This window comes from Shewanella sp. CG12_big_fil_rev_8_21_14_0_65_47_15 (assembly GCF_002783505.1).
Lineage (GTDB): Bacteria > Pseudomonadota > Gammaproteobacteria > Enterobacterales > Shewanellaceae > Shewanella.
This window is the reverse complement of sequence record NZ_PFGL01000001.1, coordinates 80,914-105,591: the sequence shown is the minus strand read 5'-3', so window position 1 is coordinate 105,591 and position 24,678 is coordinate 80,914. Positions and strand designations below refer to the sequence as shown.

The 24,678-nt window shown below is 49.1% G+C and carries 23 protein-coding genes; 4 read left to right on the top strand and 19 right to left on the bottom strand.

Annotated features, from left to right (window positions below; all coding sequences use genetic code 11):
- Positions 1–21: 21 nt before the first annotated feature.
- The 6 genes from casB to bioH form a co-directional block, all read right to left on the bottom strand.
- Positions 22–594, bottom strand: a complete 573-nt coding sequence (casB, locus tag COW15_RS00475; RefSeq protein ID WP_293628707.1) for a type I-E CRISPR-associated protein Cse2/CasB — start codon at positions 592–594, stop codon at positions 22–24.
- On the bottom strand, positions 591–2,213 hold the full coding sequence (gene casA / locus COW15_RS00470; RefSeq protein ID WP_293628705.1) for a type I-E CRISPR-associated protein Cse1/CasA: 1,623 nt from the start codon (positions 2,211–2,213) through the stop codon (positions 591–593). Before casA ends, casB begins: the two co-directional genes overlap by 4 nt.
- A 505-nt stretch (positions 2,214–2,718) precedes the next feature.
- Positions 2,719–5,427 carry a CRISPR-associated helicase Cas3' gene (cas3, locus tag COW15_RS00465; protein ID WP_293628704.1) on the bottom strand — a complete coding sequence of 903 codons (2,709 nt, stop codon included), beginning with the start codon at positions 5,425–5,427 and terminating at the stop codon, positions 2,719–2,721.
- A 226-nt stretch (positions 5,428–5,653) separates the two neighbouring features.
- Entirely contained in the window at positions 5,654–6,493 is an 840-nt protein-coding gene (locus COW15_RS00460) for a WYL domain-containing protein (RefSeq protein ID WP_293628703.1), read from the bottom strand.
- Between the two features lie 211 nt (positions 6,494–6,704).
- Positions 6,705–7,259: a hypothetical protein gene (locus COW15_RS00455; protein WP_293628702.1), complete on the bottom strand. Its 555-nt coding sequence runs from the start codon at positions 7,257–7,259 to the stop codon at positions 6,705–6,707.
- A 61-nt stretch (positions 7,260–7,320) separates the two neighbouring features.
- Positions 7,321–8,109: a pimeloyl-ACP methyl ester esterase BioH gene (gene bioH / locus COW15_RS00450; RefSeq protein WP_293628701.1), complete on the bottom strand. Its 789-nt coding sequence runs from the start codon at positions 8,107–8,109 to the stop codon at positions 7,321–7,323.
- A gap of 32 nt (positions 8,110–8,141) precedes the next feature.
- Between bioH and COW15_RS00445 the strand changes: the two genes are divergently transcribed.
- Positions 8,142–8,942, top strand: coding sequence for a ComF family protein (locus tag COW15_RS00445; protein WP_293628700.1), 801 nt, complete (start codon positions 8,142–8,144; stop codon positions 8,940–8,942).
- A 218-nt stretch (positions 8,943–9,160) separates the two neighbouring features.
- The gene (gene nfuA, locus COW15_RS00440; RefSeq protein WP_293628699.1) at positions 9,161–9,739 is read left to right on the top strand and encodes a Fe-S biogenesis protein NfuA; all 579 of its coding nucleotides are present in this window, start codon (positions 9,161–9,163) and stop codon (positions 9,737–9,739) included.
- Positions 9,740–9,837: 98 nt separating this feature from the next.
- Here the strand turns inward: nfuA and COW15_RS00435 are convergent, their stop codons facing one another.
- A complete protein-coding gene (locus COW15_RS00435; protein WP_293628698.1) occupies positions 9,838–11,775 on the bottom strand; it encodes a S9 family peptidase in 1,938 nt (645 codons plus the stop codon).
- A gap of 80 nt (positions 11,776–11,855) precedes the next feature.
- On the bottom strand, positions 11,856–13,223 hold the full coding sequence (locus COW15_RS00430) for an MATE family efflux transporter (protein WP_293628697.1): 1,368 nt from the start codon (positions 13,221–13,223) through the stop codon (positions 11,856–11,858).
- Positions 13,224–13,245: 22 nt separating this feature from the next.
- On the opposite strand from COW15_RS00430, the gene COW15_RS00425 reads away from it, so the two are divergent.
- Positions 13,246–14,292, top strand: coding sequence for a polysaccharide deacetylase family protein (locus COW15_RS00425; RefSeq protein WP_293628696.1), 1,047 nt, complete (start codon positions 13,246–13,248; stop codon positions 14,290–14,292).
- Here the strand turns inward: COW15_RS00425 and COW15_RS00420 are convergent, their stop codons facing one another.
- The 5 genes from COW15_RS00420 to COW15_RS00400 form a co-directional block, all read right to left on the bottom strand.
- Positions 14,293–14,925 (bottom strand): SCO family protein, encoded by a 633-nt coding sequence (locus COW15_RS00420; protein WP_293628695.1) that lies wholly within the window; start codon positions 14,923–14,925, stop codon positions 14,293–14,295.
- A gap of 34 nt (positions 14,926–14,959) precedes the next feature.
- Entirely contained in the window at positions 14,960–15,865 is a 906-nt protein-coding gene (cyoE, locus tag COW15_RS00415) for a heme o synthase (protein WP_293628693.1), read from the bottom strand.
- Between the two features lie 14 nt (positions 15,866–15,879).
- Complete coding sequence (locus COW15_RS00410) at positions 15,880–16,857, bottom strand: COX15/CtaA family protein (protein ID WP_293628691.1); 978 nt, start codon at positions 16,855–16,857, stop codon at positions 15,880–15,882.
- The gene (locus COW15_RS00405; protein ID WP_293628689.1) at positions 16,857–17,402 is read right to left on the bottom strand and encodes a hypothetical protein; all 546 of its coding nucleotides are present in this window, start codon (positions 17,400–17,402) and stop codon (positions 16,857–16,859) included. Before COW15_RS00405 ends, COW15_RS00410 begins: the two co-directional genes overlap by 1 nt.
- 91 nt (positions 17,403–17,493) lie before the next feature.
- Positions 17,494–18,258 carry an SURF1 family protein gene (locus COW15_RS00400; RefSeq protein ID WP_293628687.1) on the bottom strand — a complete coding sequence of 255 codons (765 nt, stop codon included), beginning with the start codon at positions 18,256–18,258 and terminating at the stop codon, positions 17,494–17,496.
- Here COW15_RS00400 and COW15_RS00395 point away from each other — a divergent pair.
- Entirely contained in the window at positions 18,257–18,475 is a 219-nt protein-coding gene (locus COW15_RS00395; protein ID WP_006079600.1) for a DUF2909 family protein, read from the top strand. The genes COW15_RS00400 and COW15_RS00395 overlap by 2 nt on opposite strands.
- A 4-nt stretch (positions 18,476–18,479) precedes the next feature.
- Here the strand turns inward: COW15_RS00395 and COW15_RS00390 are convergent, their stop codons facing one another.
- From COW15_RS00390 to lexA, 6 genes are all read right to left on the bottom strand, one after another.
- Entirely contained in the window at positions 18,480–19,355 is an 876-nt protein-coding gene (locus tag COW15_RS00390) for a cytochrome c oxidase subunit 3 (protein ID WP_293628672.1), read from the bottom strand.
- A complete protein-coding gene (locus COW15_RS00385) occupies positions 19,352–19,933 on the bottom strand; it encodes a cytochrome c oxidase assembly protein (protein ID WP_293628670.1) in 582 nt (193 codons plus the stop codon). Before COW15_RS00385 ends, COW15_RS00390 begins: the two co-directional genes overlap by 4 nt.
- Position 19,934: 1 nt before the next feature.
- Positions 19,935–21,527: a cytochrome c oxidase subunit I gene (ctaD, locus tag COW15_RS00380; RefSeq protein ID WP_293628668.1), complete on the bottom strand. Its 1,593-nt coding sequence runs from the start codon at positions 21,525–21,527 to the stop codon at positions 19,935–19,937.
- 9 nt (positions 21,528–21,536) lie between these two features.
- Positions 21,537–23,090: a cytochrome c oxidase subunit II gene (coxB, locus tag COW15_RS00375; protein ID WP_293628666.1), complete on the bottom strand. Its 1,554-nt coding sequence runs from the start codon at positions 23,088–23,090 to the stop codon at positions 21,537–21,539.
- Between the two features lie 403 nt (positions 23,091–23,493).
- Complete coding sequence (locus COW15_RS00370; RefSeq protein ID WP_293628665.1) at positions 23,494–24,006, bottom strand: SulA-like leucine-rich domain-containing protein; 513 nt, start codon at positions 24,004–24,006, stop codon at positions 23,494–23,496.
- A complete protein-coding gene (lexA, locus tag COW15_RS00365; protein WP_293628663.1) occupies positions 24,003–24,623 on the bottom strand; it encodes a transcriptional repressor LexA in 621 nt (206 codons plus the stop codon). Before lexA ends, COW15_RS00370 begins: the two co-directional genes overlap by 4 nt.
- Positions 24,624–24,678: the final 55 nt, after the last annotated feature.

Below are 24,678 nucleotides of genomic sequence, written 5' to 3'. Positions count from 1 at the left end.
ATTCGTTATCAGATTTGTGTTTTAAGCTTTTTTCGGTTGCAGGCTGAAGTAATCCAGCGCCCAGCGCACCGCCACTCTTTTATCTGCCCGGCGCGGTTGTTGCGAATAGTGTTCGTCGAACCAATCCAGAATGTCTTGAGTCAGCACCTTGGGGTTAGCTTTACCACCGAGCTGTTTAACCAGCCGATGCAAGCGGCGGAAAAAATCCTGGCTACTACGGGCGCCTTGCAGCTGTTGCAGGCGAAGTTCACTCACTACCGCTTTGTCTGTTTTACTGTCCCACTGCCCCAGGCTGGCGCCAAAACTACAACTTTGTGCATCGGTAATATGCGCTAATACCGCCGCCACCGTTGCCCAGGCTTCAATGCTGTATGGCCGCTGTAGCCTTACACTTTCAGGCAATGCCAACCACAAAGTTCTAAAACCCTCTGTCAGCATGGCTGCATCGGCCGTGTTACAGCGGCGAAGCTCTGCCCGGTAACGACTCGGTGCTTTAATACCTTTTACCTCGCTAGCCGGCAGGTGCATTTGCTGCCACCAATATTCGGCTTGCTGCAATGCTTGCCGCGTTTGTTCACGTTGTTGCTCACTCATGCTTTAGCCTCCTGCTTGTGTTCATCTGAATTGAGAATTTGATAGAACTGCTTATAACTCTGTATCGCTTTACCTTTAGCCAGCCACCCGGTAAGGGCACGGCGGGATTGAATAAAACGTGCCATATGCTTATGACTGTCACTGCCCGACAACACCAGTTCATCGAATAAATCTGTGGCGGTGCGTTTAAGTGCTAACAACCAGCTTAATGCGGCTTCAGGAGTTAACGGCTCAGCACTGTTTTCATCCGCCAGCATAGTGGCAATGGTGTGATAAAAGGCCTGCTCTGTACGTTGCCAAAACTGCAGATCAATAAAGGAGGTATCGCCTTTTACATCACCAGGATGGCTAAACCAGGCAGATTTGATTTGGGTGCGACACTGCCACAAGGCTTCTGCTGCCAGTTGCTGCACAACTTTTACATGCTTGAGCAGGGTTTCGCGCTGACTCGAGGTTAAGTTAAATAATGGCAACTCAGTTGAATACCAACCACGGGCTTTCATATTGTCCATATCGTAACCAAAAGCCCAAAGCCGCTGATATTCGCCTCTACGCCCAGCACCAAGTAACTTTGCTCTATCGGGGTTATAAACGCTGACAACTTTTGCCGGAATGCTGCCCTCTTCCTCATCGAGTAAAGTCAGGGCTTGCCAGTATTTATAGCTGATACCGCCTGGCTGGCCTTTAGTCGACAAATTATCTTCATCCGGCTTTTTCGGGTTAATACGGTAATGAGTTAAAGGATGCCACCAACTGCCGCTGTAGTTGTAGCCGTAGTTTTGTGTGCGGTAGCCAGTAACAAACTGCTGGCACTCAGTGCCGTCTAAATCACAAATGGCGCTGCCTTGTTGTACTTCCAGCCTGATACGACGTGGCATAGCCCAGTACATATGCAGCGGATGTACATCTTTTTCGTACACTTCAGTGCCTTTTTGCTTGCTCTCTTTGGTTGGGCTAAGCCAGGGGAATACCACTGAACTGTGTAAATCCGGCTCGTCATATTTGAATTTTTCCCGGCTTAGCACATTTAACCAAAGCTTTTGCCATAAGCTAGCATTGACAGTGTGCGGCAACACTAAAGTCGTCAGCGGCCCGCCGCCGCGCAAGCCAGTGCGATGGCCCTGACCACCGGATGGCGCATTAATTTGCAGTGTAAATAAGGCAATGGCTGCCATAGGCAAAGAAATCTGATTGCATAACCCACGCTTAATAAAATGATCGGTATTAAGCTTTAACGCATTAGCTCCCGGCGCTTCAATTAATAGCCCGGATATAGGCCCTGCTTCCGCTTGCTCAAGCGGATCATAATCCTGCATAAAACGGGTGGCTTTCGCAGATTCTGCGATTAACTCGAAAGCATGACGCCCCTTTTCCAGTGCTGCAGTTAATTCTTGCAGCCTCGGAGTTTGCTGATAGCTAAGCAACCATTGCGTTTCATTATCTGGTGCAAATAAGGTTTGTAGCACACCGATAGAAAACTGATACGCAGCCCCCTGAAAATCAGCTCGCGGAAAAGCAAAGTCAGCAATATTGGAATCGATTAGTTGGTTAAAGCAGACAGTGCGTTGCTCGCCACTATGCAAACGCACTGGTAACCATGAGTCAAAAAGTAAGTTCATCCATCCTCCTGATGAAAGGAGTGGCGGGTTTAGCGCCACACCTTTTATTCGTTAAGCAGACTTACGGATTTTTATCGGCCAGGCCTTTAATCCATATTTTCTAGCGTCTAACAACTGACCAGACTTGTCTTTCTTGTAGCGCCTAAAAATAACAATGTAATCATCATTTGATTTCAGCATTTTATTGTCCTCAAAAGGTGATAGAGGACTCTGACTAGGCCATGTTGCAAGCCATACCTAAACCAAGTAGTATCAACGGTTCCACTCGTGAGCGTTCTTGGGGTGAAGCTGCCTCATTTACGCTCCACTTCTCAGGTACAAGAACGACTATACGCTCGCAAAATGAACAAATCAATAATTGATTAAGCATTGATGCAATGCATCAAAATTATCAAAGCAACATTGAAAGTATACAGGCGTCAGCGTATTCTTGTTACTTCTCCGCTTCGCAGAGATAAACCGCATTGATGCAATGCATCACGTAAAACAGCAAGACGTTCCCCGCTTAGGCGGGGTTTTCTTTTGGGTTGAAACCAATCAGTGCTGAGTAACTGAAATTAGGATCATCCTCGGCCAGCCAAAAGCGGGTATATTTTGCCTGCCGATATTGTTGTTTAAATTGCTCTGCTTGCTCAGGGTACTGAGCGGAAAAATCCGCTAACTTATCGGCATGGTGTTTTGGCAGTTTTAATTTACTTAGAGCCAATGCATAAGCCTGGCCATCTGCCCATAACCTGATTTGTCCGGCGTCGCCACGTTTTAACAACACAACTTCGATAGTTTCCATATCGCTGTAGCGGGTACTGATATCCGTTTCATCTTCATACCACTTTACGGCACTGTCTGCGCAATAACCTTGATACCAATCAATGACTTGCTGCATGGCTTTGTTGGTTTTTCGCTGAATTTCACCATGATGCATAAGTTCGTCTTGCCACAAAGTCTCGGGGATTTCTTTGCTGGCGTGCTCTCCGTACACGGCTTCAATCAGCAATCTGGCATCCTCCGGCATCCGGATAGCGTGCTGTTCAGTTAACACGCGTAGCCCCAGCCATAGTTTACCCGGCGAGCGATACACCAACTGCGTATTGCGAAATTGCGCCGATAGCCAATCTGCATTAGGTGAGTTAGTAAACTCCGGGCTATGTACATATAGCACCGGTGCCGGCCGTTGATCTGCTATCCCAGCCTGATAACTGCCATTAGCATCGCGGGTATGCCGATGCAGACGGCCTGCACGTTGAATTAAATCATCAATTGGGCACAGATCAGAAATCATTAAATCTGCGTCTGCGTCCAGGCTCTCCTGAAACACCTGAGTTGAGATTACTACCTTGCCTTTGCGTTCAATTGCTGTGGATTGCTTACCTAAGGTGCTTAGTACCTGTCGCTCAATTCTTTGCCGGTCTATTAAGGCAAAGCGGCTATGGAATATCAGGCATTGCGCTGGTTCTGGTAACGCTGCCGACACCTCATTATATGCAGCCAAAGCATCCCCTACAGAGTTACAAATCCATACCACCGATTGGCCTCTTGCCACAGCCTCGACGATGGTGGCAACACAGTTTTCGACACTATGCAAAAAAGCAACTTTCAGAGTACGGCATACATCAGGTCGAGAGGCCAAAGCGGCTTGTTGCATTCCGACCATACTGACTTGAGTCGCTAACGGAAAATCATCGCTACAATCGATTAGCTCAGGCTGCCCCAACACATCAAGCCAGCGCCTGACCAATTGCTGCCGCTGCTGCTGCGCCAGTGTTGCCGTGAGCAAAATTACGCTGCCACCTTGCCTGGCATGTAATTGCAGTAAGTCTTGCAATAGCACCAGCATGTATTCATCAGCGGCATGTACTTCATCAAAAATAAGCACCTTACGGTGCAAGCCAATCATGCGCAGGGCCTGATGCCGCCGGGGTAACACCGCCAACAACGCCTGATCTAAGGTGCCCACCCCAACCGGCGCTAATAAGGCTTTTTTACGCGAATCAGCAAACCATTCATTACACACCGCTGTAGCGGTTTGCTCGTCAGATTGATAGTTGGCATCACCTGCACTACTGGGCAACAGTAAGTCTCTAAACGCTTGCTCCATGTCTCTGCCACCATGCGCCAGCACTATGCTTGGCGCACCGCCCTGATACATGTGCTGATAGTGTGACGTGACGCGTTTAAACATGGCATTCGATGTCGCCATAGAGGGCAAGCCAAAGTAAAAACCATCGGCTTGATCAGCTGCCATAATGCGCTGCGTTAATGTAAGTGCTGCTTCTGTTTTACCTGAGCCAGTAACGTCTTCCAGAATAAACAGCTGTGGCCCCGCTGCAAGCGGCACTGTCGCCGCCCATTGTTGTAATGGCGTAGGTGTAAAACCAAACTGCTGCTGAAAATTACTAAATGGCTGCACATTAAATGGCTTAAATAAATCTGTTGCGGCCACAGCTCCTTCTGCTTTTGCTAAAGCTTTAGGCCAGTATGATGCAAGGCTGATTACTTCAGCCTGATAAGGAAAGTGGCGGGTATCTGAGCCCAACCAATCGGCGAGTATCGCTACACCCGCCAGGTGCCAGCTGATTTGGCGAAAACATTGCTGTACTTCAGCTGTAAAAAAAGCTGCAGGCCACTCTGGCTGCAGTAAGTTTGCTGCATCTTCAATAAAGCTCTTGGCATGAAGAATATTGGCGTCAGCTAAGTGATCTTCCAACTCCCCTAAACGACCGGGTCTAATGGGCTTACCATGATGGCCCCAAGTGGTATCCAACAGCGTACAAAGCACGTCATCTAACTCATCTTGCGACAGCGATTGCTTTGTTAATTGCGGCAGGTCTAAACCTTCTTCCAACGCTATTTGCCACAACACCAAGCCCAACATATCATGCCGGGCTTTGGCGCCATCATAAGGCCTGCGCACCTTAAATTGGTGTAAAGCTGGTGTATCAAACAGCTTTAACGCCTGAAAAGCGCCACTAAACTTGCCCAAGTCATGCAGTACCAAGGCAAAGGTAAATAAGCGCTGCAGCTGTTTGGGGCTAAGTTGAATAAATTCTGCCAACTCTTGGCACAACTTATTGTTAGGGTTCAACAAACTCCACCCCACAGCCGCCACATCCAAACTATGATAAACCAGTAAATGATAATCCGGCCCGGCTTGGTCAGGGTCTTTCTTGGCTTTGCCCCAATAACCAAAATAGCCAGCTGCGAGTGTTTCAGTCATTGCTGTTGTTCCTTGTGTTCAAACGATCATTGCCTATCTTCTGCTCGTTCATTCGCATCAACACCTTTTGCTACAAGCTTGAAACAACTTTCCAATTGTGGCGAATGCGCCTTAGTTAGTTGCAGGTAGTTGTACAAATACTTAATCACCACTCTACCTTCAATCCCTGAACTGACAACACTGTACAAAAACACCTGTAAACTAAGTGTGCAGGTTACTTGTAAGCTTATGATTTTTCGTCAAATAGCCAAGGCTTTATATCGCTGTGGTTCACTAAAACCAGTTGCTGGGCTTCGGGGCTGATGTCGATATCGCGGATGTTAACCTGCATTTCCTGTAGCACGTATTGGGCTAAGCAGGCGCGGCTGTGGATGTGGAGTTTGCCATTTTGCATTTGATAGTCGTGGGCCAGCACCTCTTGTTGGGCTGGTGTTAAACGTGGGTCGGGCTGGAATGCTAAACAAAGTTCAGTGATCCAGCCGGGGTCTTGTCCGGCGCCGATATTGGTTTTATTCAGCAAGTCAGGTACACCACGAAAGCGACTTAATACAAAGTCGCGAAAGCCATTTGATTTTTCGCAAAAGGCTCTAAGGTGCCAGCGTAAGCCAGCGCTGACAAAATGATGTGGCACTATAATGCGGCCCTGGCGGTCGGGGTTGCTGACAGACACATAATCTACCTCTACCCGGCGTTGTTGGCGGATAGCCGTTACCAATACCCGAATAATTTCGGCGTTTACCTGGCGTTTTGGTAAAGCTAGGGTGGTGTATGGCAAAGCAGTGCTTATGTCTGCAATGGCGTCCTGATGGCTGACCCAATTCAGGTATTCCACTACGTCACCGGAGATATAGCCTTGCTGAAATTCAGTTTGTGGCAGAAACCCTTTATGACTGGCGTTATAAAGCAGATTGCCGGGTAATAGCTGTTGGTAATAAAGAATGTCTTTTTGTGCCTGAGTACGGCTGATACCAAACTGCCGAATTAAGTGACTGGCGCTGATGCGGCCTTCCCACCAGGTAATCAGTTCGATAAACCATAATCTTTTGTCCTGATTAATACTAAGCACTTCATGTCCTTGAAGTTTAGCCAGATGCGCATTGTAAAGAAGCATTTACCTTAACGTAACAGATACAAAGACAACAAGTGGTTTATTGCTGCCAACTTAAGTGGTCACTGAGCTAAGAGGGCAATCGGGAGGAGGATCACACTTTTTGACTGCCAGCGTGTAGTCCGATCATCTGTTGTTTATACAGTGACAGAACCTTGCAATGGGTAAGTTAAATCCACGCTGACATGGCGGGTTCTTGTTCTGGCTGGGTCTGTTGTTGGTAAAACTGGCCGATACGCTGCCCGAGCTGCTGATAAAACTGGGGGGACTCGCCTTGGATGGATTGGCGAGTGAGGCTATTGCTTGCTTGGTTATTGGTGCTGGCGTAATTTATCGCGCCTTGGCCCACCTTTAAGCGGATATCTTTGCGCTGTAGTGCTGCTTGGCCGCGAGCCGCTAATTTCAAGGTTTTAGGTTGCACTCGTTCAGCAACGGCGATAACGGCCTTTTTTTCCTGCTGTTGCTGGCCCTGCTGTTGTGAGGATTGCTGTTGCTGCTGTTTTTCTTGGATCTGTTGTTGGCTGTGCTCGAGTAAGCGTGCCTGTTGCTGGGCCTGTTCCGCTGTGCGTTCATTCTGTGGATTGAAGGCGCGTTCTTCGTGGCCCTTAGTGGCGGCTTGGGGAGGAATGACCACAGGCTTGAGTTGGTTGTCGACCCGAGCCGTGTCCGTGGCGACATTAGTGGTCGCTAGCGGGACTTGGGGGTAGTTACTGACAACTAACATGGAAAACTCCTTGGAACACTAATGGTTAAATACTAGCCATTAATTGCTCAAAGATAAAGCGCTAGCGTGTCTGCCGGGCTAACCAAGGCAAAAATGCCTGTAAAAATTCATCTCTATGGGAAATAAAGGGGGCGTGGGAGGCTTTGGCTAATATCACATCCTCTATTTGAGTCGCCGTTGGCATCTTAGGTTGTACCCGTCTAGGTACGAGTCCATCGAGCCGCCCCCAGATCCGCAGCCAAGGTTGTTCTATGGTTGGTATTTGGGTTCTTAAGTCTATTCCTGCAAGCATTTCAAGACCTTGAGTTAAAGCTGTGGCATGGGGCAAGGGGCGCGCGAGGACGAGATCCCGCAGTTGTTTTATGTCCTCTTTGGCGGTTTCACTCCCCATAGCTTGGATGGCTAAGAAGCGTTCTATGGTGCGAGGCAGGTTTTGTTCGAGTTGTTCGCCAAATTGGTTAAGCACTTCGGATGGGATCCCCGGCCAGGCTTCAGCTTCCCTCGCCATAAAGCAAGGGGATGAGGCTATAGTCACCAGAGCTTTTATATGTGAGGGATGACTGAGTGCCACCTGAGTTGCCACTAACCCTCCCAATGACCAACCCGCCCAAATTGCCTGTGGGGGCAGTGCCTGTACTAAAGCCTCGATCCAGTCTGATAGTTCGCCTGCAATGGGTTGGCTTAGTCCAAAGCCCGGCAGATCGACGTAGTGCACCCTATACTCAGAGAGCGACTCCTGCAACGGCGTAAACACGGCACTGTTAACGCCCCAACCGTGGAGCATCACCACATCAGGTCCTTGGCCTCTGGTGTCAATATGCACATAGGGTATGTGGGTCACTTGGTTCACTTTATGCCTCTAAAATCAATTAGGATAAATTTATGCCGCGCGATAACAAAGGGATTTGGTCGCAGGATGGAACTCGATTGCTGCGTTTAGTGTATCGCTTAGTTGCAACTTGGTTGGCGGGCAGTTTACCTAACCGTTGTCTGCTGTGCCACCAATCCATACAAGCGCCCGATTCGGGGATTTGTGCTACTTGCCTGCAAACCTGTCTGTACCACGGCCCCATTTGCCTTGGCTGTGGTAAGTCAATGCAGTTACAAGTGGATTACTGCGGTGAATGCCTGAAGCGTCAGCCGCGTAAAGTGGTGGCCCCCTGTAGCTATCACCAGGGGCTGGGCACTTGGATTGGGGCGATTAAGTATCAAGGGCAACTCGCCGCCTTACCCGTGTTGTGCCGCGCTTTAGTGGCGAGAATATATCGACTCGAACAGCAAGGTTTATTAACACTGCCGCAGGCGCTTGTGCCTGTACCACTGCATCCGAAACGTTTGCGGCAGAGGGGATTTAACCAAGCTTGGTTGATTGCCCATGAGTTATCGCAACTCCTGCAACTGCCCTTAGTGGACGGGGGATTAACACGTCGGCAAGACACGCGCCCGCAGGCGGGATTGTCGGGGGCGCAGCGACGACGCAATTTACAGGATGCCTTCATCCTCGCGGATAATATTGAGTTTCAGCGTATTGCATTGGTGGATGATGTAGTGACGACTGGGACTACGGTCGCTGAAATTGCCCGCTTATTCGAGGCCCGCTATGTGCATGTTCAAGTATGGTGTTTAGCAAGGGCGGAAGCCCCAGGACTACTCGAGGATATGGATAGTGAAGATGCTTTTTAATCTATACACTTACGCTGCACTTAGGGCGATCTGAAACTCGCAGCTTGAGGTCCTTTAGATCTCTCTTGCCACACTGAAACCATCCCTCAAAAGCGTGACGGATTTTGCAAAATTCTAGAAGTTGCCGCCTAAGGGACTACAAAGCCAAGGTGAGTCGGAGTATCATACGGCTAATTCTTACTAAAACACTCAGGTATCCCCTGACGGAGCAGGTTTTCATGATTACTATTTCCGATGCGGCCCAAGCCCATTTTGTTAAGTTGTTAGCAGATCAACCTGAAGGCACTCATATTCGTGTGTTTGTGATAAGCCCTGGCACCGCTCAAGCTGAGTGTGGTGTGTCCTATTGTCCACCGGATGCGGTTGAAAGTGATGATATTGAACTCGAGTTCAATGGTTTTAACGCTATGGTCGATGAGAAGAGTGCGCCTTTCCTTGAAGAAGCGACCATTGACTTTGTAACCGACCAACTCGGCTCACAGCTCACGCTTAAAGCGCCTAATGCGAAAATGCGTAAAGTGTCTGGTGATGCGCCCTTAGTCGAGCGTATCGAGTATGTGATTCAATCTGAAATCAATCCTCAGCTTGCTAGCCACGGCGGTAATATTATGCTGGTGGAGATCACCAAAGAAGGCGTTGCCGTACTGCAATTTGGCGGTGGCTGTAACGGTTGTTCTCAAGTGGATATCACCCTGAAGGATGGTATCGAAAAACAACTGTTAGACATGTTCCCCGGTGAATTGAGTGGCGTGCGTGACGTGACAGATCATCAACACGGTGAGCATTCTTACGCTTAATCTAGCTGATTAGTTATCAATAAAAAACGCGACCTTGAGTCGCGTTTTTTTATGCCTAGCTTTTCACTTTACTGTCTTTTAAGCGTTCGAGCGTTAAGTTATAGCTGGTTTTTGAGATTATCGGCGAGGAACTTATCTAGTGCCTTAAAGGTGGCAAGGCGGTGATCATTATTGCTCAGATAATGATCGCCATTTTCCAGCTCAATATACTCCACGGGTTTTTTCAGCGATTTGAGTTCGTCATACATTTCTCGGCTATGTTGAACCTTAACGACCCTGTCCTTATCGCCATGTAGCAACAATACTGGGATATTAATTTTATCGGCTTTGCTAATCGGTGAGCGTTCATAGAGGGCGTCGAGATCACTGCCTATTTGCTCTTTAACCACTTCATAGTTGGTATGTCTGCGGCTGGATTTGACTAGGTAGGCCACATCGGTAACGCCCGCAACGCTCACGGCGCAGCGGTAGAGATCGGGGGTCATGGCCGCCCCCATTAAGGCCGCGTAACCCCCATAGCTAGCCCCAACAATACAGATGCGTTTAGGATCGCTAATGCCTTGATCTATTAGGTAACGAGTCCCGTCTTCGACGTCGTTTTGCATCTCGAGTCCCCAGCTTTTCAGGCCGGCTTTCATAAACTCATAGCCGTAACCCGCCGAGCCCCTGAAGTTCATCCGAAATACCGCATAACCACGATTAGCGAAGAACTGTGCCCAGTAATCGAAGTCGTTACTGTCGTAACTGATGGGGCCGCCATGGGGGAAAATAATCGTCGGCAGTTGCTTGGCTTCGAGCCCCTTTGGCACGGTTAGGTAAGCATCGATTTTGAGCTTATCCCTTGCCTCATAAGTTAAATATTGGGTATTGGCGAGGAGTTCACTCTTGAGCCTGCCGTATCGGTTAGCTATGGGATAAAGCGTTTTTTCGTCTCTATCGCCAAAATAATAAGTGCCGGGCTCGGTCGAGCTAGTGGAATACACTAAGTAGCGGCGCTCATCGGCGCTGAACTGGGTAATATAGTTGCGGGCGTCGGGCAGCACGGCTTTAAGGCCATTCTGCAGGCCTGCATATTCCTTGTCCCAAAAGGTGTACTCTTCACCGTCACCCTCGCTGATCCCTATCACTCTTTGTTTTAGACCGGAATAAAGTAATTCGCCTTCGACGTCGGTCTCTTCATTGGCGTAGACCAATTCTTTTGTGAGCTTAGGATCGGTCAGATTGACTTTAAAAATGGCTTCGAAACCTTGGTGATAGGCACGAACGTAAAGAATATTGGGGTCAGCGTCGAAACCTAAGGGCCAGACACTGTCCTCAGAAAAGGCTTTAAAGGTCCAGAGCAAGCGTGAATCACTCTTCTGTTCTGGCTGTTCATAAATGCGGTACTCAGTCTCATCGTTATAGATAGAAATGCGGACCTTGTGCTGCCTGTCGGTAATCCAACCTATGACATGATTTTTAGCATTTTGAATATATGTGGATTTTCCCTGTGCCAGATTGACTTTGAGCACACTATCTTGGCCTACGTTTTCTCCCATACCATCTAGAGAGAGCAAAATATTATCGGGATCATCGGCCATAAGATCGATAATTTGCCCCTGATGCTGTGGGATCCAACTGAGGCGCTCTAAGATACTGTTAGCAAGCACATTTGAGGTCTTTTTCGTGGTCAAATCATACTTTACAAGGCGGGTTTCGGTGGTGGGTGTGCCGTAACGGTTAGCTGGAAACTTAGCTTTGACTAATAAAGTATTATCATTTGCCCACAGTAGCGACTGGATGACAAACTTCTGGTTGTCTGTATGAATGGCATAGTTTTTTTCTCCCGTATCTAAATCGAGAATACTGACAACCGTTCCCTTGAGTTTAGGGAGTTCGACACGAACAACCGAGGCGAGTTTTTTGCCATTAGGGGAGAGTTGTACAGAGCTCACATCTGGGATGCTGGCAAAGGCTTCGATGGGTAATTGGGGTGCAGTGTCGGCAAAAGCAGGGTTGCAGAGCCACAGGAAGAACAGAGGAAAAATCCTTTTCATGATTGAGCTACATCTTAGTTACAATTGTAAGGGGCGCATGATAATGATTTTGGTATGAGTAAACTACTGCCTTTACAGATTTATTTATTCAAAAAGGTGTTACTGAAATAATAGTGCCCGGCAAGCGTCAGGCTTCTGGCGATCATAAAGGCACTCATGGCGGCCCAGAGAGCGTGGTTACCTTGCTCTGGCAATAATAGTTGCTGCAGTACATACCATGTTGGGAAAAATGCGCCGAAGGTGGCGAGTATCATGCTATTGCGCATCACTTTGCCTTTAGCGGCACCTATGTAGACTCCGTCGAATAAATAGGAACTAAACGACCATAAAGGCATAAATATCAGCCAGATGAGATAGGTTTGTGCTGTGGCTCTGACCTCATTAATACTGGTCAACAACGCGATAATATTGTTGCCAAAAAGACTAAATATAACGCAGAACCCTAGCGCAGTCAGTGCCGACCAGCTCCAGGCTAAAATCACCGCCTCCCGTAATTGCCGCGCCTGCTTTTGCCCATAGGCTCGGCCGACTTCTGCCTCGGCATAATAGGCAATGCCATCCAGTGCATAGGAGATTAACAGCAGTAAATTCAGTAACACGGCATTGGCAGCAACGGTATTATCACCCAGACCCGCACCATGGAATGTCATAAAGGCAAAAGCTGCCTGCAGGCAGAGGCTACGGACAAAAATATCTGTGTTGAGCCTCAGTAATTTGCCATAACCCGTCAGGGTGACATGGGGAAATAGCTCGGATAGTTGAAAGCCTGAGGCGCGCTTGAGTTGTTGTAACACCATAGTGAGTGCGACTGAGAAAGCGGTGATATCGGCAAAGACTGAGGCGAGGGCAGCGCCTTTAACGCCCCAGCCCAAGCCGAGGACAAACACCACATCGAGCACAATATTGGCAAGGTTGGCTAAAATCAGCTGCCACATGGCGGCTTTAGGTTGTTGTCGCCCTAAGAGCCAACCTAACATCACTAAATTGAGCAGGGCGAAGGGCGTTGACCAAATCCGTACCTGAAAATACTCGCGGCAATAACGTTCGACCTCGCTACTCGCTTCGGATAATCCTAACGCTAAATTCAATATCGGGACTTGCAACGCGATAACGCCTGCGCCTAATAACATCGCTAGCATAGCGCCTTGGACTAAGAGTTTGTGCTGGGCGTGAAGATCATTTGCACCAAAGGCCTGCGCGACTAAACCTGTGGTCGCCATCCGTAAAAATCCCAATAACCAAATGATTAAGGTGATAATCGTTGACCCGACGGCGACTCCCCCTAAATAATAGGCGTCACTCAGATGACCTATGACCGCCGTATCGACTAAGCCCAGCAGTGGGATAGTGATATTGGAGAGTATCATCGGCAGGGCAAGCGCCAGTAATTGACGATTTTTCGCGCTGTTAAGCATGAGGTCGAGCCAAGTTGATTTAGCAGTATTCATTAATTTCAGAGGTGTTCACATTATGGTTAAACGTGTGCTGTTGGCACTCATAGGGCTAATGACGTTTTCGGCCCATGCCGTGGTCATTCTGCAATATCACCATGTGTCAGAAACCACTCCGGCGGCAACTAGCGTGACGCCCGCGCAATTTCGTGAGCAAATGCAGTTTCTCGCCGATGATGGCTTTAAGGTGATCCCGCTTTCTCAGGTGGTTGAAGCGATAAAGCAAAAACAAGATTTACCGGCCAAAACAGTCGCAATTACCTTCGACGATGGTTATCGCAGCATAGCCACGACGGCGCATCCTATCCTAAAGGAATTTGGCTTTCCCTACACCTTGTTTGTGGCAATTGAGCCGATTAAACAAAAGTTTACCGAGATGATGACCTGGGATGAGCTGATAACGCTATCCAAGGAAGGCGCCGACATCGCTAACCACAGTTGGGCCCACGAACATCTGATCCGCGCCCTAGAAAATGAATCACAGGCGCAGTGGCTAGCGCGGGTAAAGGCCAATATCTTAGACACAGAAAAAGCGATTGCGGATGCCACTGGGCACAATTTCAAAATGCTGGCTTATCCCTACGGTGAGTACAATCAAGCCCTGCAAGATATGCTAACCGACAACGGCTTTGTCGCCCTGGGGCAACAATCGGGAGCCGCCGGGCCCTACTCGCCGTTAACGGCACTGCCGCGTTTCCCCGTTGCAGGACAATATGCCGATTTAAAAAGCCTTAAGGCCAAACTATACAGTTTAAACATGCCTGTAATTACACAGAGTCCAAGCGATCCTGAGTTAAAGGGCGGCCACTGGCGCCCAGAGCTTAAAGTCACCCTAGATATGAGCGATATCTCAGCTAAGCAAGTGATGTGTTATATCCAAGGCCAAGGTTCAAAACAGCCGACTTGGCTCAGTGAAACCGAGTTTAGTATTCAAGCGGATTTAGCCTTACCTGCGGGGCGTTCGCGTTACAACTGCACCGCGCCGAGTAAGGCGCGCAATGGCTACTATTGGTTTTCTCAGCCTTGGGTAAGGCCAAAGGACGATGGCGCTTGGGTCAAAGAGTGATCAGCGGCTAGGTTTGTATTGCGCCACTATTTTTCTAAAATCGTTAATCAATTGCTCATTTAACACCTGCGGCGGCTTGCCTAGCGCAGCCGTAGGTTTGAACACTGCAACGCGCGTACCCTGCGGTGACACCAACACATAACCCGCACTATGGTCGACTTGGTAGTTTTCCCCTTCACCGACCATGGCATAGGTCAGTCCTAAGCTGCGGGTGAGCGGGAAGATTTGTGTCTGCTCGCCCGTGACGGCTTTAAATTCTGGATTGAAAAAATTCACATAGGTCAGGAGTTTATCCGGTGTATCCCGTTTGGGGTCGACGGATAAAAATACCACCTGCAATGGTGCGATTTTATTAAGCTCAGGATAGGCCGCCGCGAGTTTATTTAAGGTCGTAGGGCAAACATCGGGGCAAAAGGTAAAACCGATAAAGAATAAGCTCCACTTTCCCTGCAAACTGGTGTTAGTAAAGGCCTGCTTATGCTGATCGACCAATTCAAAGGGCGCTAAGTCATAGGCCTGTGGATATAGAAATCCGTTCTCTAGCTCGACGGGTTTGGGGGGATCCAATTTTACCGTAAAGAGGCCACCAAGGCCGACTAATAAAATGGCGACGACTAAAATTCTTTTCTTCATTATTCGCTCCATCAATATAGGTTAGCGCGCCAAACTAGCTCCACAGATAGTGGTCTAGTAGTAATGCCATAAATAACAACATTAAATGGTAGATAGAGAAGCGGAACACTTGCATCGCTAAGCCATCGTGATCCCGATATTTAAGTTGCCATGCTTTATAGATAAATCCCGTACTGAGTAAACTCGAGCTGACGAAATACACTGGCCCACACATGCCAACCAGCACAGGTAACAGGCAAGCAATCGCCAGCAATACTGTGTAGAGCAAGATGCAGGTTTTAGTAAATTCGACACCGTGGGTAACGGGCAGCATAGGAATATCTACTTTGGCATATTCGGCGCGTCTGTGAATGGCCAGAGCCCAAAAATGTGGCGGCGTCCACGTAAAAATGATGATCACTAACAACAGCGCATGGCCGTGAAATTCGTTCGTTACTGCCATCCATCCCAGTAGCGGCGGCATGGCTCCCGCAAGGCCGCCGATCACAATGTTTTGCGAGGTCGCGCGTTTCAAATAGGCAGTATAAACCAAGGCATAACCAATCAGGCTGGCAAAGGTGAGCCAAGCAGTGAGTGGATTCACTAAGGAATATAAGACGATAAAGCCAAGGCTACCTAAGCTGGCAGCGAAAATTAAGGCACGGGTGGCCGAAATGCGTCCCTTAGGCAATGGGCGATTGTAGGTGCGCGCCATTAAGCCATCGATACGGCGATCGATCAGATGGTTCAGCGCCGCCGCCGAGCCCGCCATCATGGCAATGCCCAGCATACCCGCGAGCAAAGGTTGAACGGGCACAGCATTGGGCACGGCCAGACACATGCCGACTAGGACAGTGAGCAGCATTAGTGCGACCACTTTTGGCTTGGTCATTTCAAAATAGGCCCGCCATGTCACGCTGAACGTGGGTAGGCTACGGGTGATTGAGAGTGGTTTTGCCATCTTGGAGCCCTCGCTTATGCTTTGCGCCATAAGAAATAGTTGATTGCGACTAAGGTCAGCAGCAGTAGTGCCGCCCCGCCGTTGTGAGACACGGCAATACCCAGTGGTAAATGCATTACTACGTTAGAAATACCTAAGCTGACTTGTAGGATCACGAGTCCCACTAGTAAGAGGCTTAAGGCCCTCAGCCCAGCCGCGCCAACAAATAATCGATAGGCGAGCACGAGTAATAAACTCGCGGTGACTATAGCGCCAATTCGGTGGGCGATGTGGATAGTCATACGGGCAGGATAATCGAGCACCCCAAATTCGAAACTAGGATGTTGGCCCTGGAACGGTGAAAAGGCCTCCGCTATTGCCAAGTTATCCACCCAGTTACCTTCGCAAATGGGTAAAGCGGTGCAGGCGAGCGCCGCATAATTAGATGATGTCCAAGCGCCCAGCATAATCTGACCCACAAGCACGAATAGGCTCACTAGCGCCAGCGGTGCCAGATTGCGGGCATGGGTTTCGCTATTAAAGATCCGCCGCGGCCGGGTGCGAAGATAGAGGAGTAACAGCAGTGAAATTAAACTGAAGCCACCAATAAGATGCGACATCACCACTATGGGCATGAGTTTCATCGTCACTGTCCACATGCCGAGTGCGGCTTGAAAGAGGATCAGCAGCACTATGATAAGTGGCAATTTTTTCGGCGCTTCCGGCGTTTTCAAACACAGCACTAAGATGAACAATACTAGTAAGCCAAGTCCGCCGGCGATATATCTGTGGATCATCTCCAGCCACGCTTTCTCTGGGTGGATATCGTGATCGGGGAAGATGGTTTGGGCATGGGCGACTTCATGGTCTTGGGTGGGCACCTTGATATGGCCGTAGCAACCCGGCCAATCGGGGCAGCCTAGACCCGCGTCCGATAGGCGGGTGTAAGCGCCCATTAAGATCACCATCAGGGTGAAGACTAAGGTTAAGCGTAGGACCCAAGTTAGCTGCATCAATCTACCCTCGACAGTTTTAACAACTTACGCAGATCCGCAATCAAGGCCTTGCCTTGAGCTAAATGGGCTTCTCTACCCTGCACTTGGGGATAGCGCAGCACTAAGCTGCCTAAGGGATCGACTATGATCAACTGCTGTTCATCTAGCCAGTGGCTTAAGCCAGCATTGGCGGGACGAGTGTTGAAGTTAAAACTGCTTAAGGCATTAAGATCGCTGTCGGGATGGGTGAGGATCAGCGGTTCGACTCGTGCCTGATCTGGCCCCAGCGCAGTGTGGCTTTGGCGTAAAATATACAGGCGTTCGCGGCAGGCATCGTCGCATTGGGCGGGTAATAAATATAGCAGCTGCCATTCTTTGGGATTGGGATTTTCAACCCCAAGGCTGGCATAACTGGTCTCAGGGCTGATCAGCTCACCATGGTTGGTGGCGCCGCCGTGGTATAAATTTAAGCTTAGCACTAGCTTGGCTATTACTACGGGCGCGATAAACGCCAGCAACAATAAGCCCAATGCCCTGTGTTTAGATTTATTCTGGGAGTTCATGCTTGCTCCTCTCATTCAAATTATCCCTAATTTATTGTTTTATCTTTATTTAGTTTTTATTTGTGTCTTGCTAAGTATGGGTCGAATTTCCCTATTCGCTGCTTGAGTTTGCGATTGCTTCGGCACTATGGCGTTTTACATACTTAACCCCTTGCCACAGCATAAGCCCTGCAAACACGGCCGCCATCGAAAACCACTGCAGTGCATAACCCCAATGTTTTTGCGCAGGCAACGGAAAAGGCTGCCAAGGATGTGGCAAGGCGAGGGCGGGTAGCTCATCCGGTTGTAGCACGGCATCTAGTAAAGGGTGGCCTAACAGCTGCGCCATCTCGGGAATGTTGAGGTTTTGAAAGCGAATACTTGTCCCCGTTTCTGCCATTAAAGCCTGACTCAGGGGATTGATTTGCTTTTGATAAAGCCGACCTTCGATATTCAATTCACCGCTAAGTGGGCTGATGTGGGGCAACTCACCACGGTGGGAACCGGCGGCGACAAAACCTAATTCGACCAGTAACCAAGGTTGACCCGCCGCCACTTGCAGGGGCTGAAAGGCCAAATAGCCCACTTGGCCCCGATAGATTTGATTATCCAGCAGCCATATTGGCGAGCTGGCGGCTGTGGCATGCACTTGCAGTCGATAACCTGTCACCCCTTCTTTATCGATTTTGAGTTGGAGCTGCTCAAAACTTAATGGCAGCAAGGATTGTCTTGCCTCCATTTGGGCTAATAGCCTAGTTTTTTCTTCGCCGCGGGCTAATTGCCATAGACCCAACTTGACCAGAATCATGAATACAGCCACAGTCAGTATCAGTAAAAAAACCGTTAATTTATTCAGCAGCACATAAGGATATTGCATGAATACCCTGTTTATTTTTAAGTTGGTCTTAGTTCTGCTGTTGCTGTTTATCATTTTTAATCTAGGTAGAGCCTTGTTTATTATGGTGAAAGGTGACGACAAAGTGCCTATGAGCCGTTATCTTGGCCGCCGGGTGATTTTCTCTGTACTGGTTATTCTGTTGCTGCTGGTGGCATTAGGGACCGGATTAATCAGCCCCAATCCCACGCCTTACTAAAGCCTTAGAGTACGTAGACGAAAATAAACAAACACAGCCAGACCACATCGACAAAGTGCCAATACCAACTTCCCGCTTGGAAAGCAAAATGCTTATCTGCGCTAAAGTGACCCTTTAACACTCTGAAAAACAACACTAATAAAAACAGCGTGCCGAGCGTGACATGCATGCCGTGAAAGCCAGTTAAGAGGAAGAAGGTGTTGCCATAAACCCCAGAGGCCAGGGTGAGCCCCATTTCATGGTAGGCGTGCATATATTCTTCGGCCTGCAAGGCAAGGAAACCCATACCTAAGAGTATGGTGATCCCGAGCCATAGCGTGATGGCCGAGCGCTTGCCTTTCTCTAGGCTGACATGGGCAAAATGTAAGGTGACTGAGGAGGTGAGCAGCACGATAGTGTTGATTAATGGCAGGCCATTCCACGGCATTGCCTCGGTTTTGGTGCCATCTGGCGTAGTGAGTAGCGGCCAAACGGCTTCGAATTGTGGCCAGAGTACTTCATGGGTCATGGCATTATTAGAAGCGCCACCGAGCCAAGGCACTGCGACCATGCGGGCATAAAACAACGCCCCAAAAAATGCGCCGAAGAACATCACTTCCGAAAAAATAAACCAGCTCATGCCTTGGCGAAAGGATCTATCCATTTGATGGGAATAGAGCCCAGTCATAGATTCGTTGATCACGGTTCTAAACCAGCCAACCAGCATAAAGAGGATCACGGCGATACCCGCGAGTAGGATATAACCGCCACCCGATGCGCCCGATTTTAGTTGATGGACAAAGTGCCCAGCACCAAAGGCGATTAAAAACAATCCTATAGCACCAATGATGGGCCAAGCACTTTGGGCGGGAACATAGTAATTTTCATGTTTTGTGGTCATTTTGCAGCTCCTTGCTCTATGGCAGACGCTAACTGCTTGTCGGTAATGTCGTAGAGGGTGTAAGAGAGGGTCAGAGTGTGGATGGATTCAGGTAACTGAGGATCCACAAAGAAAATGAGCGGCAACTCGGCGCTTGTCGAAGCCGCTAAGTGCTGTTGATTAAAGCAAAAACATTCCGTTTTATTAAAATAGGCTGCGCCTTGGCCGGGTGATATCGATGGTATCGCCTGACCGACGGTGGCTCTGTCTGACACATTACGTGCCAGAAATGCTGTGTGTATCAGCTCGCCGGGGTGAACTTCGAGCCGCTTGGTTTGCGGCTCAAATTTCCACGGCATACCCGTTTGCACTTGGGAGATAAATTCCACAGTGACAACACGGCTAGTATCGACGGTTATCGCTTGATAACGACTGGCAGTATTGGTGGTTTTACCGTTAATCCCCAGTTTTTCACACAGCACATCGTATAGCGGCACCAGCGCGAACCCAAAGCCAAACATACCGATACAACCCATGACTAACAGGCTGATGAGTTTGCGATTTGACTTAGGTTTGTTGGGCTGGTGATGGTTGGTCATTTCATTTCACCTCGGGTGGTGTCGTGAAGGAGTGGTAAGGCGCTGGGCTTGGCAATGTCCACTCTAAACCCTCGCTGCCTTCCCAGGGTTTAGCGGGGGCCTTCTCGCCGCCACGGATGCACTTGATCACTAAGACTAAGAAAATCAATTGCGATAAGCCGAAGGCGAACCCACCAATCGAGACGATTTGATTAACATCGGCAAATTGAATCGAGTAATCGGGGATACGCCTTGGCATGCCCGCGAGCCCAAGGAAATGCATCGGGAAAAACAGTACGTTGACCGAAATCACCGAACACCAGAAATGCCATTGTCCCAATCGCTCGTTATACATGTGCCCCGTCCACTTAGGTAGCCAGTAATAGGCCGCCGCCATGATGGAGAAAATCGCTCCAGTCACGAGCACATAATGGAAATGCGCCACCACAAAATAGGTGTCGTGGTATTGGAAGTCGGCGGGTGTAATGGCGAGCATTAACCCCGAAAAACCGCCAATAGTGAAGAGTATGATAAAGGCCACGGCGAACAACATAGGGGTTTCGAAGCTGAGTGAACCGCGCCACATAGTTGCGACCCAGTTAAACACTTTCACCCCAGTTGGCACCGCAATCAACATAGTGCAATACATGAAGAACAGCTCGGCAAACACTGGCATGCCTGTGGTGAACATATGGTGCGCCCACACGAGGAACGACAGAATGGCAATGCTCGCCGTCGCATAAACCATTGATGCATAGCCGAAGAGTTTTTTACGACTGAAGGCGGGCACTATGGCGGAGATGATGCCAAAGGACGGCAAGATCATGATGTAAACTTCGGGGTGACCGAAGAACCAGAAAATATGCTGGAACATCACAGGATCGCCGCCCCCCGCCGCTTCGAAGAAGCTAGTGCCGAAAAACTTATCGGTCAGCACCATAGTCACAGCACCCGCGAGTACGGGCATCACAGCGATCAGCAGGAATGCAGTGATAAGCCAAGTCCACACAAACAGCGGTAGCTTCATCCATGTCATGCCAGGCGCGCGTAAGTTCACTATGGTGACAATCACGTTGATTGCACCCATGATTGAACTTATCCCCATGATATGAATAGAGAACACGAACAGAGCCGTGCTGTCAGGGCTATAAGTGGTCGACAGTGGCGCGTAGAAGGTCCAACCAAAGTTAGGTCCGCCGCCCTCCATAAACAGCGAGCTGAGTAGAATGGTAAAGGCAAAGGGTAAGATCCAGAAACTCCAGTTATTCATCCTTGGTAGCGCCATATCGGGCGCACCAATCATCATCGGGATCAGCCAGTTAGCGAGTCCAGTAAAGGCTGGCATGACCGCGCCAAATACCATGACTAGGCCGTGAACTGTGGTCATTTGGTTGAAGAAGTTGGGCTCGACCAATTGTAATCCTGGCTGAAAGAGTTCGGCGCGGATCACCATGGCCATTGCGCCACCGGTTAAAAACATAGCGAAGCTAAACCATAAATACAGAGTACCAATGTCTTTATGGTTGGTGGTTAGTACCCAACGCATGATGCCCTTTGGTGCACCATGATGATGGTCATCATGGGCTGCGGTTTGATCTTGAGTCATTGTGCTCATCATAATCCCCTACTGTCCATGGCTTGCGATATCAGCAGGTTGCACTGTATCGCCGGTATTGTTACCCCAAGCATTACGCTCATAGGTAATGACTGCTGCGAGTTGCTGTGGGCTTAATTGTTTGCCAAATGCCTGCATCGCCGTGCCCGTTTTGCCGTGCATCACAATATCGATGTGATTAGCGACGGGTCCAGTGGCGATAGCGCTGCCAGCGAGTGCGGGGAAGGCGGGTGGTACGCCTGCTCCCGTCAACTGATGACAGGCCGCGCAAATGGTGGCGTAGACAGTTTCACCTTCGGCCATCAGGGCGTCATGGCTGAGTGTGGGGAGGCTCGCGGGATCGACAACCGCTGTGGGCTCAGTTGTGGGCGCGTCAGTTGCAGGTGCGGGTGTTGGGGTCGTATTGGCCGGCGCGGTAGCAGATGCCTGTGTGCCAGCACTGCCGTTCATATGCTCGTTGACATCTTTGGCCTGCACAGCATCGCCAGTATTATTGCCCCACGCATTACGCTCATAGGTAATCACTGCGGCAATTTCTTGTGCAGTCAATTGCTTACCAAAGGCTTGCATGGCCGTCCCCGTTTTACCGTTGAGCACGATTTCAAGGTGGCCACCGAGCGGTCCCGTTGCTATTGGGCTGCCTTTGAGGTGTGGGAATACCCCTTGTAATCCCTCACCATTGGGCTGATGGCAGGCTGCACAGTGCCCAAGGTAAACTTGTTCACCTTGGGTCATCAGCTCTTCTTTGCTAAGGGTTTGTGATAAGGCGGCTTGGGCGGCTTCTGCCGCGGCACCTGCGGCTTGTTTTTGTTCTGTTACCCAAGCATCAAACTCGGCTTCGGGCAGGGCTTGCACTACGATCGGCATAAAACCATGGTCTTTACCACAGAGTTCGGCGCACTGACCGCGGTAAATGCCGGGTTTGTCTATGCGAGTCCAGGCCTCATTGATAAATCCAGGGTTGGCGTCTTTTTTCACCGCAAAGGCGGGTAACCACCATGAATGGATCACATCTTCTGAGGTCATCAGGAAGCGAATTTTGCGATTTATCGGCAGAACGAGCGGCTTATCGACCTCCAATAGGTAGTGTTCACCCTTGGTTTCGGTGCCGTCGATTTGCGCTCTGGGGGTCGCGAGTATGCTGTAAAAATCAATGTCCTGGTCGAAATAGCTGTAATGCCATTTCCATTGGGAACCTGTGACTTTTACGGTGAGATCGGCATTGCTGGGATCTTCCATCGCAATTAAGGTCTTTGTCGCTGGAATCGCCATTAAGATCAATATGATAAATGGCAGAATGGTCCAAGCGATTTCAACTTTAGTGCTTTCGTGAAAGTGGGACGCGACAGCGCCTTTGGATTTTCTGTAGTTGATCATGGCGTAAACCATGGCTCCAAAGACCACTAGGCCGATCGCACAGCAGATATACAAGATGGTCATGTGCAAGTGATAAACCTTGCCACTGATCTCGGTCACGCCGGGGGTCATGTTGAACCGCGTATCTGCGACGGCCAACGGTGGTGCGAATAACACCACGAGTAAACAATACAACAATTGCTTCACAAGACTTCTCCTCTGCCAATTGCGAATAGCAACTACAAAGAAGAGCAACACAGTAAGTCTCAACTCTATGCAAACTCTTCAGTTCCCAAAAAAGCGTTTTTGACTTCAACGTGCGTTGGCGGCTGTTACTTTTAATTAAGTATTATTACTGCTGGTATTAGCCACGCTGGCACATACGACTGAAATAAATCTGTTCTCTATTTTTAGTGGCATTGCTAACAGGATTCCTGCTCGATGTCTGTGCCACGGGCGGCGATATATCATCGCCGACTTCACCAACCATACTTGCAGTTTAAATATTGATCAAGATCACTTATTTTTCTAATTGCCTGAAAAATTGCCAAAAAAAAGCCTCACATTCATAGGTGAGGCGGCTTTCGCGGTCAAATATAGCGTAAAAAAATTAATGCATAGAGTTGAAAAAAGCTTGCTGGTTAAAGTGTGTTTGTTGCTCGAGCCTAGTATCACAGCGTAAGTGACTATTCACCTCTTCGAGCACTATCCCCATAGCGCGGGCACTCTTAGCGACGATTTGTAGGCGGCGATTATCACGGGCATCGAGTGATTGGGTCCAAGTAATGACCGCACTGGACGTACCACTTGTCAGGGCTTTTTCCATTGCCCAGAGTGTTTCAACCTCATCTTTAGCGTGAACTAACAGGATGCGATCCATACGTACCCCAGCATTAGCGAGGAGTTGCTTATAGCCGATGCTGGGAGGATTGATAAGTACAACCCATCGTCCCTGTTGGCTGAGCTGGGCTAGCTGAGCGCTCAATTGCCCTAGTTCGTGCTGTCCTTGGGTTTGGGTTGGCATACAGCTAATGGGAGTATGTTGCCAGTCGGTATCTGTATCTCGTACTTCATCTAACCACAAGCCTGGATGGCGTGGGGCATTGCCGAGTAGTTTGTTCATAGCCAATCTCCATTACGGATCACACCGACGGCGAGTCCTTCAATTGTTAAACTTTGAAAACTTAAATCGACTTTAATTGGTGAATAATCTTCATTTTCGGCGTGTAGGTAGACTAAGTTGCCTTTTTTTTCGAAGCGTTTAACCGTGACATCGTCGTCGACTCTGGCGACAACCACTTGGCCATTTCTTGCCTGTTGTACTTTATGAACGGCCAGCAGGTCCCCCTCGAGAATACCTATATTCTTCATGCTGTCGCCTTTTACTCGCAGTAAAAAGTCGGCTGCTGGGTGAAACATGCTGGGATCAACTTGGTAATACTGCTCGACATGTTCCTGGGCGAGTATAGGCTCACCCGCGGCGACTTGGCCGATAAGGGGGAGGCCCGATTCAGTGACTTCTTCTTCCTCTGCGGGGAGACGAATACCACGAGACGTACCGGGCATGATCTCGATACAGCCTTTTTTCGCTAACGCTTTAAGATGTTCTTCAGCCGCATTGGCGCTCTTAAAACCTAGACGGGCAGCGATCTCTGCGCGAGTAGGTGGCATGCCTGTATCGGCAATATTTCGTTTAATTAGCGCTAAAATTTCAGCTTGGCGTGGCGTCAAGGGTCTCATGGTGATTCCTGTTTTTCTATACAGTTACTGTTAGTATATACAGTAATATGGATAG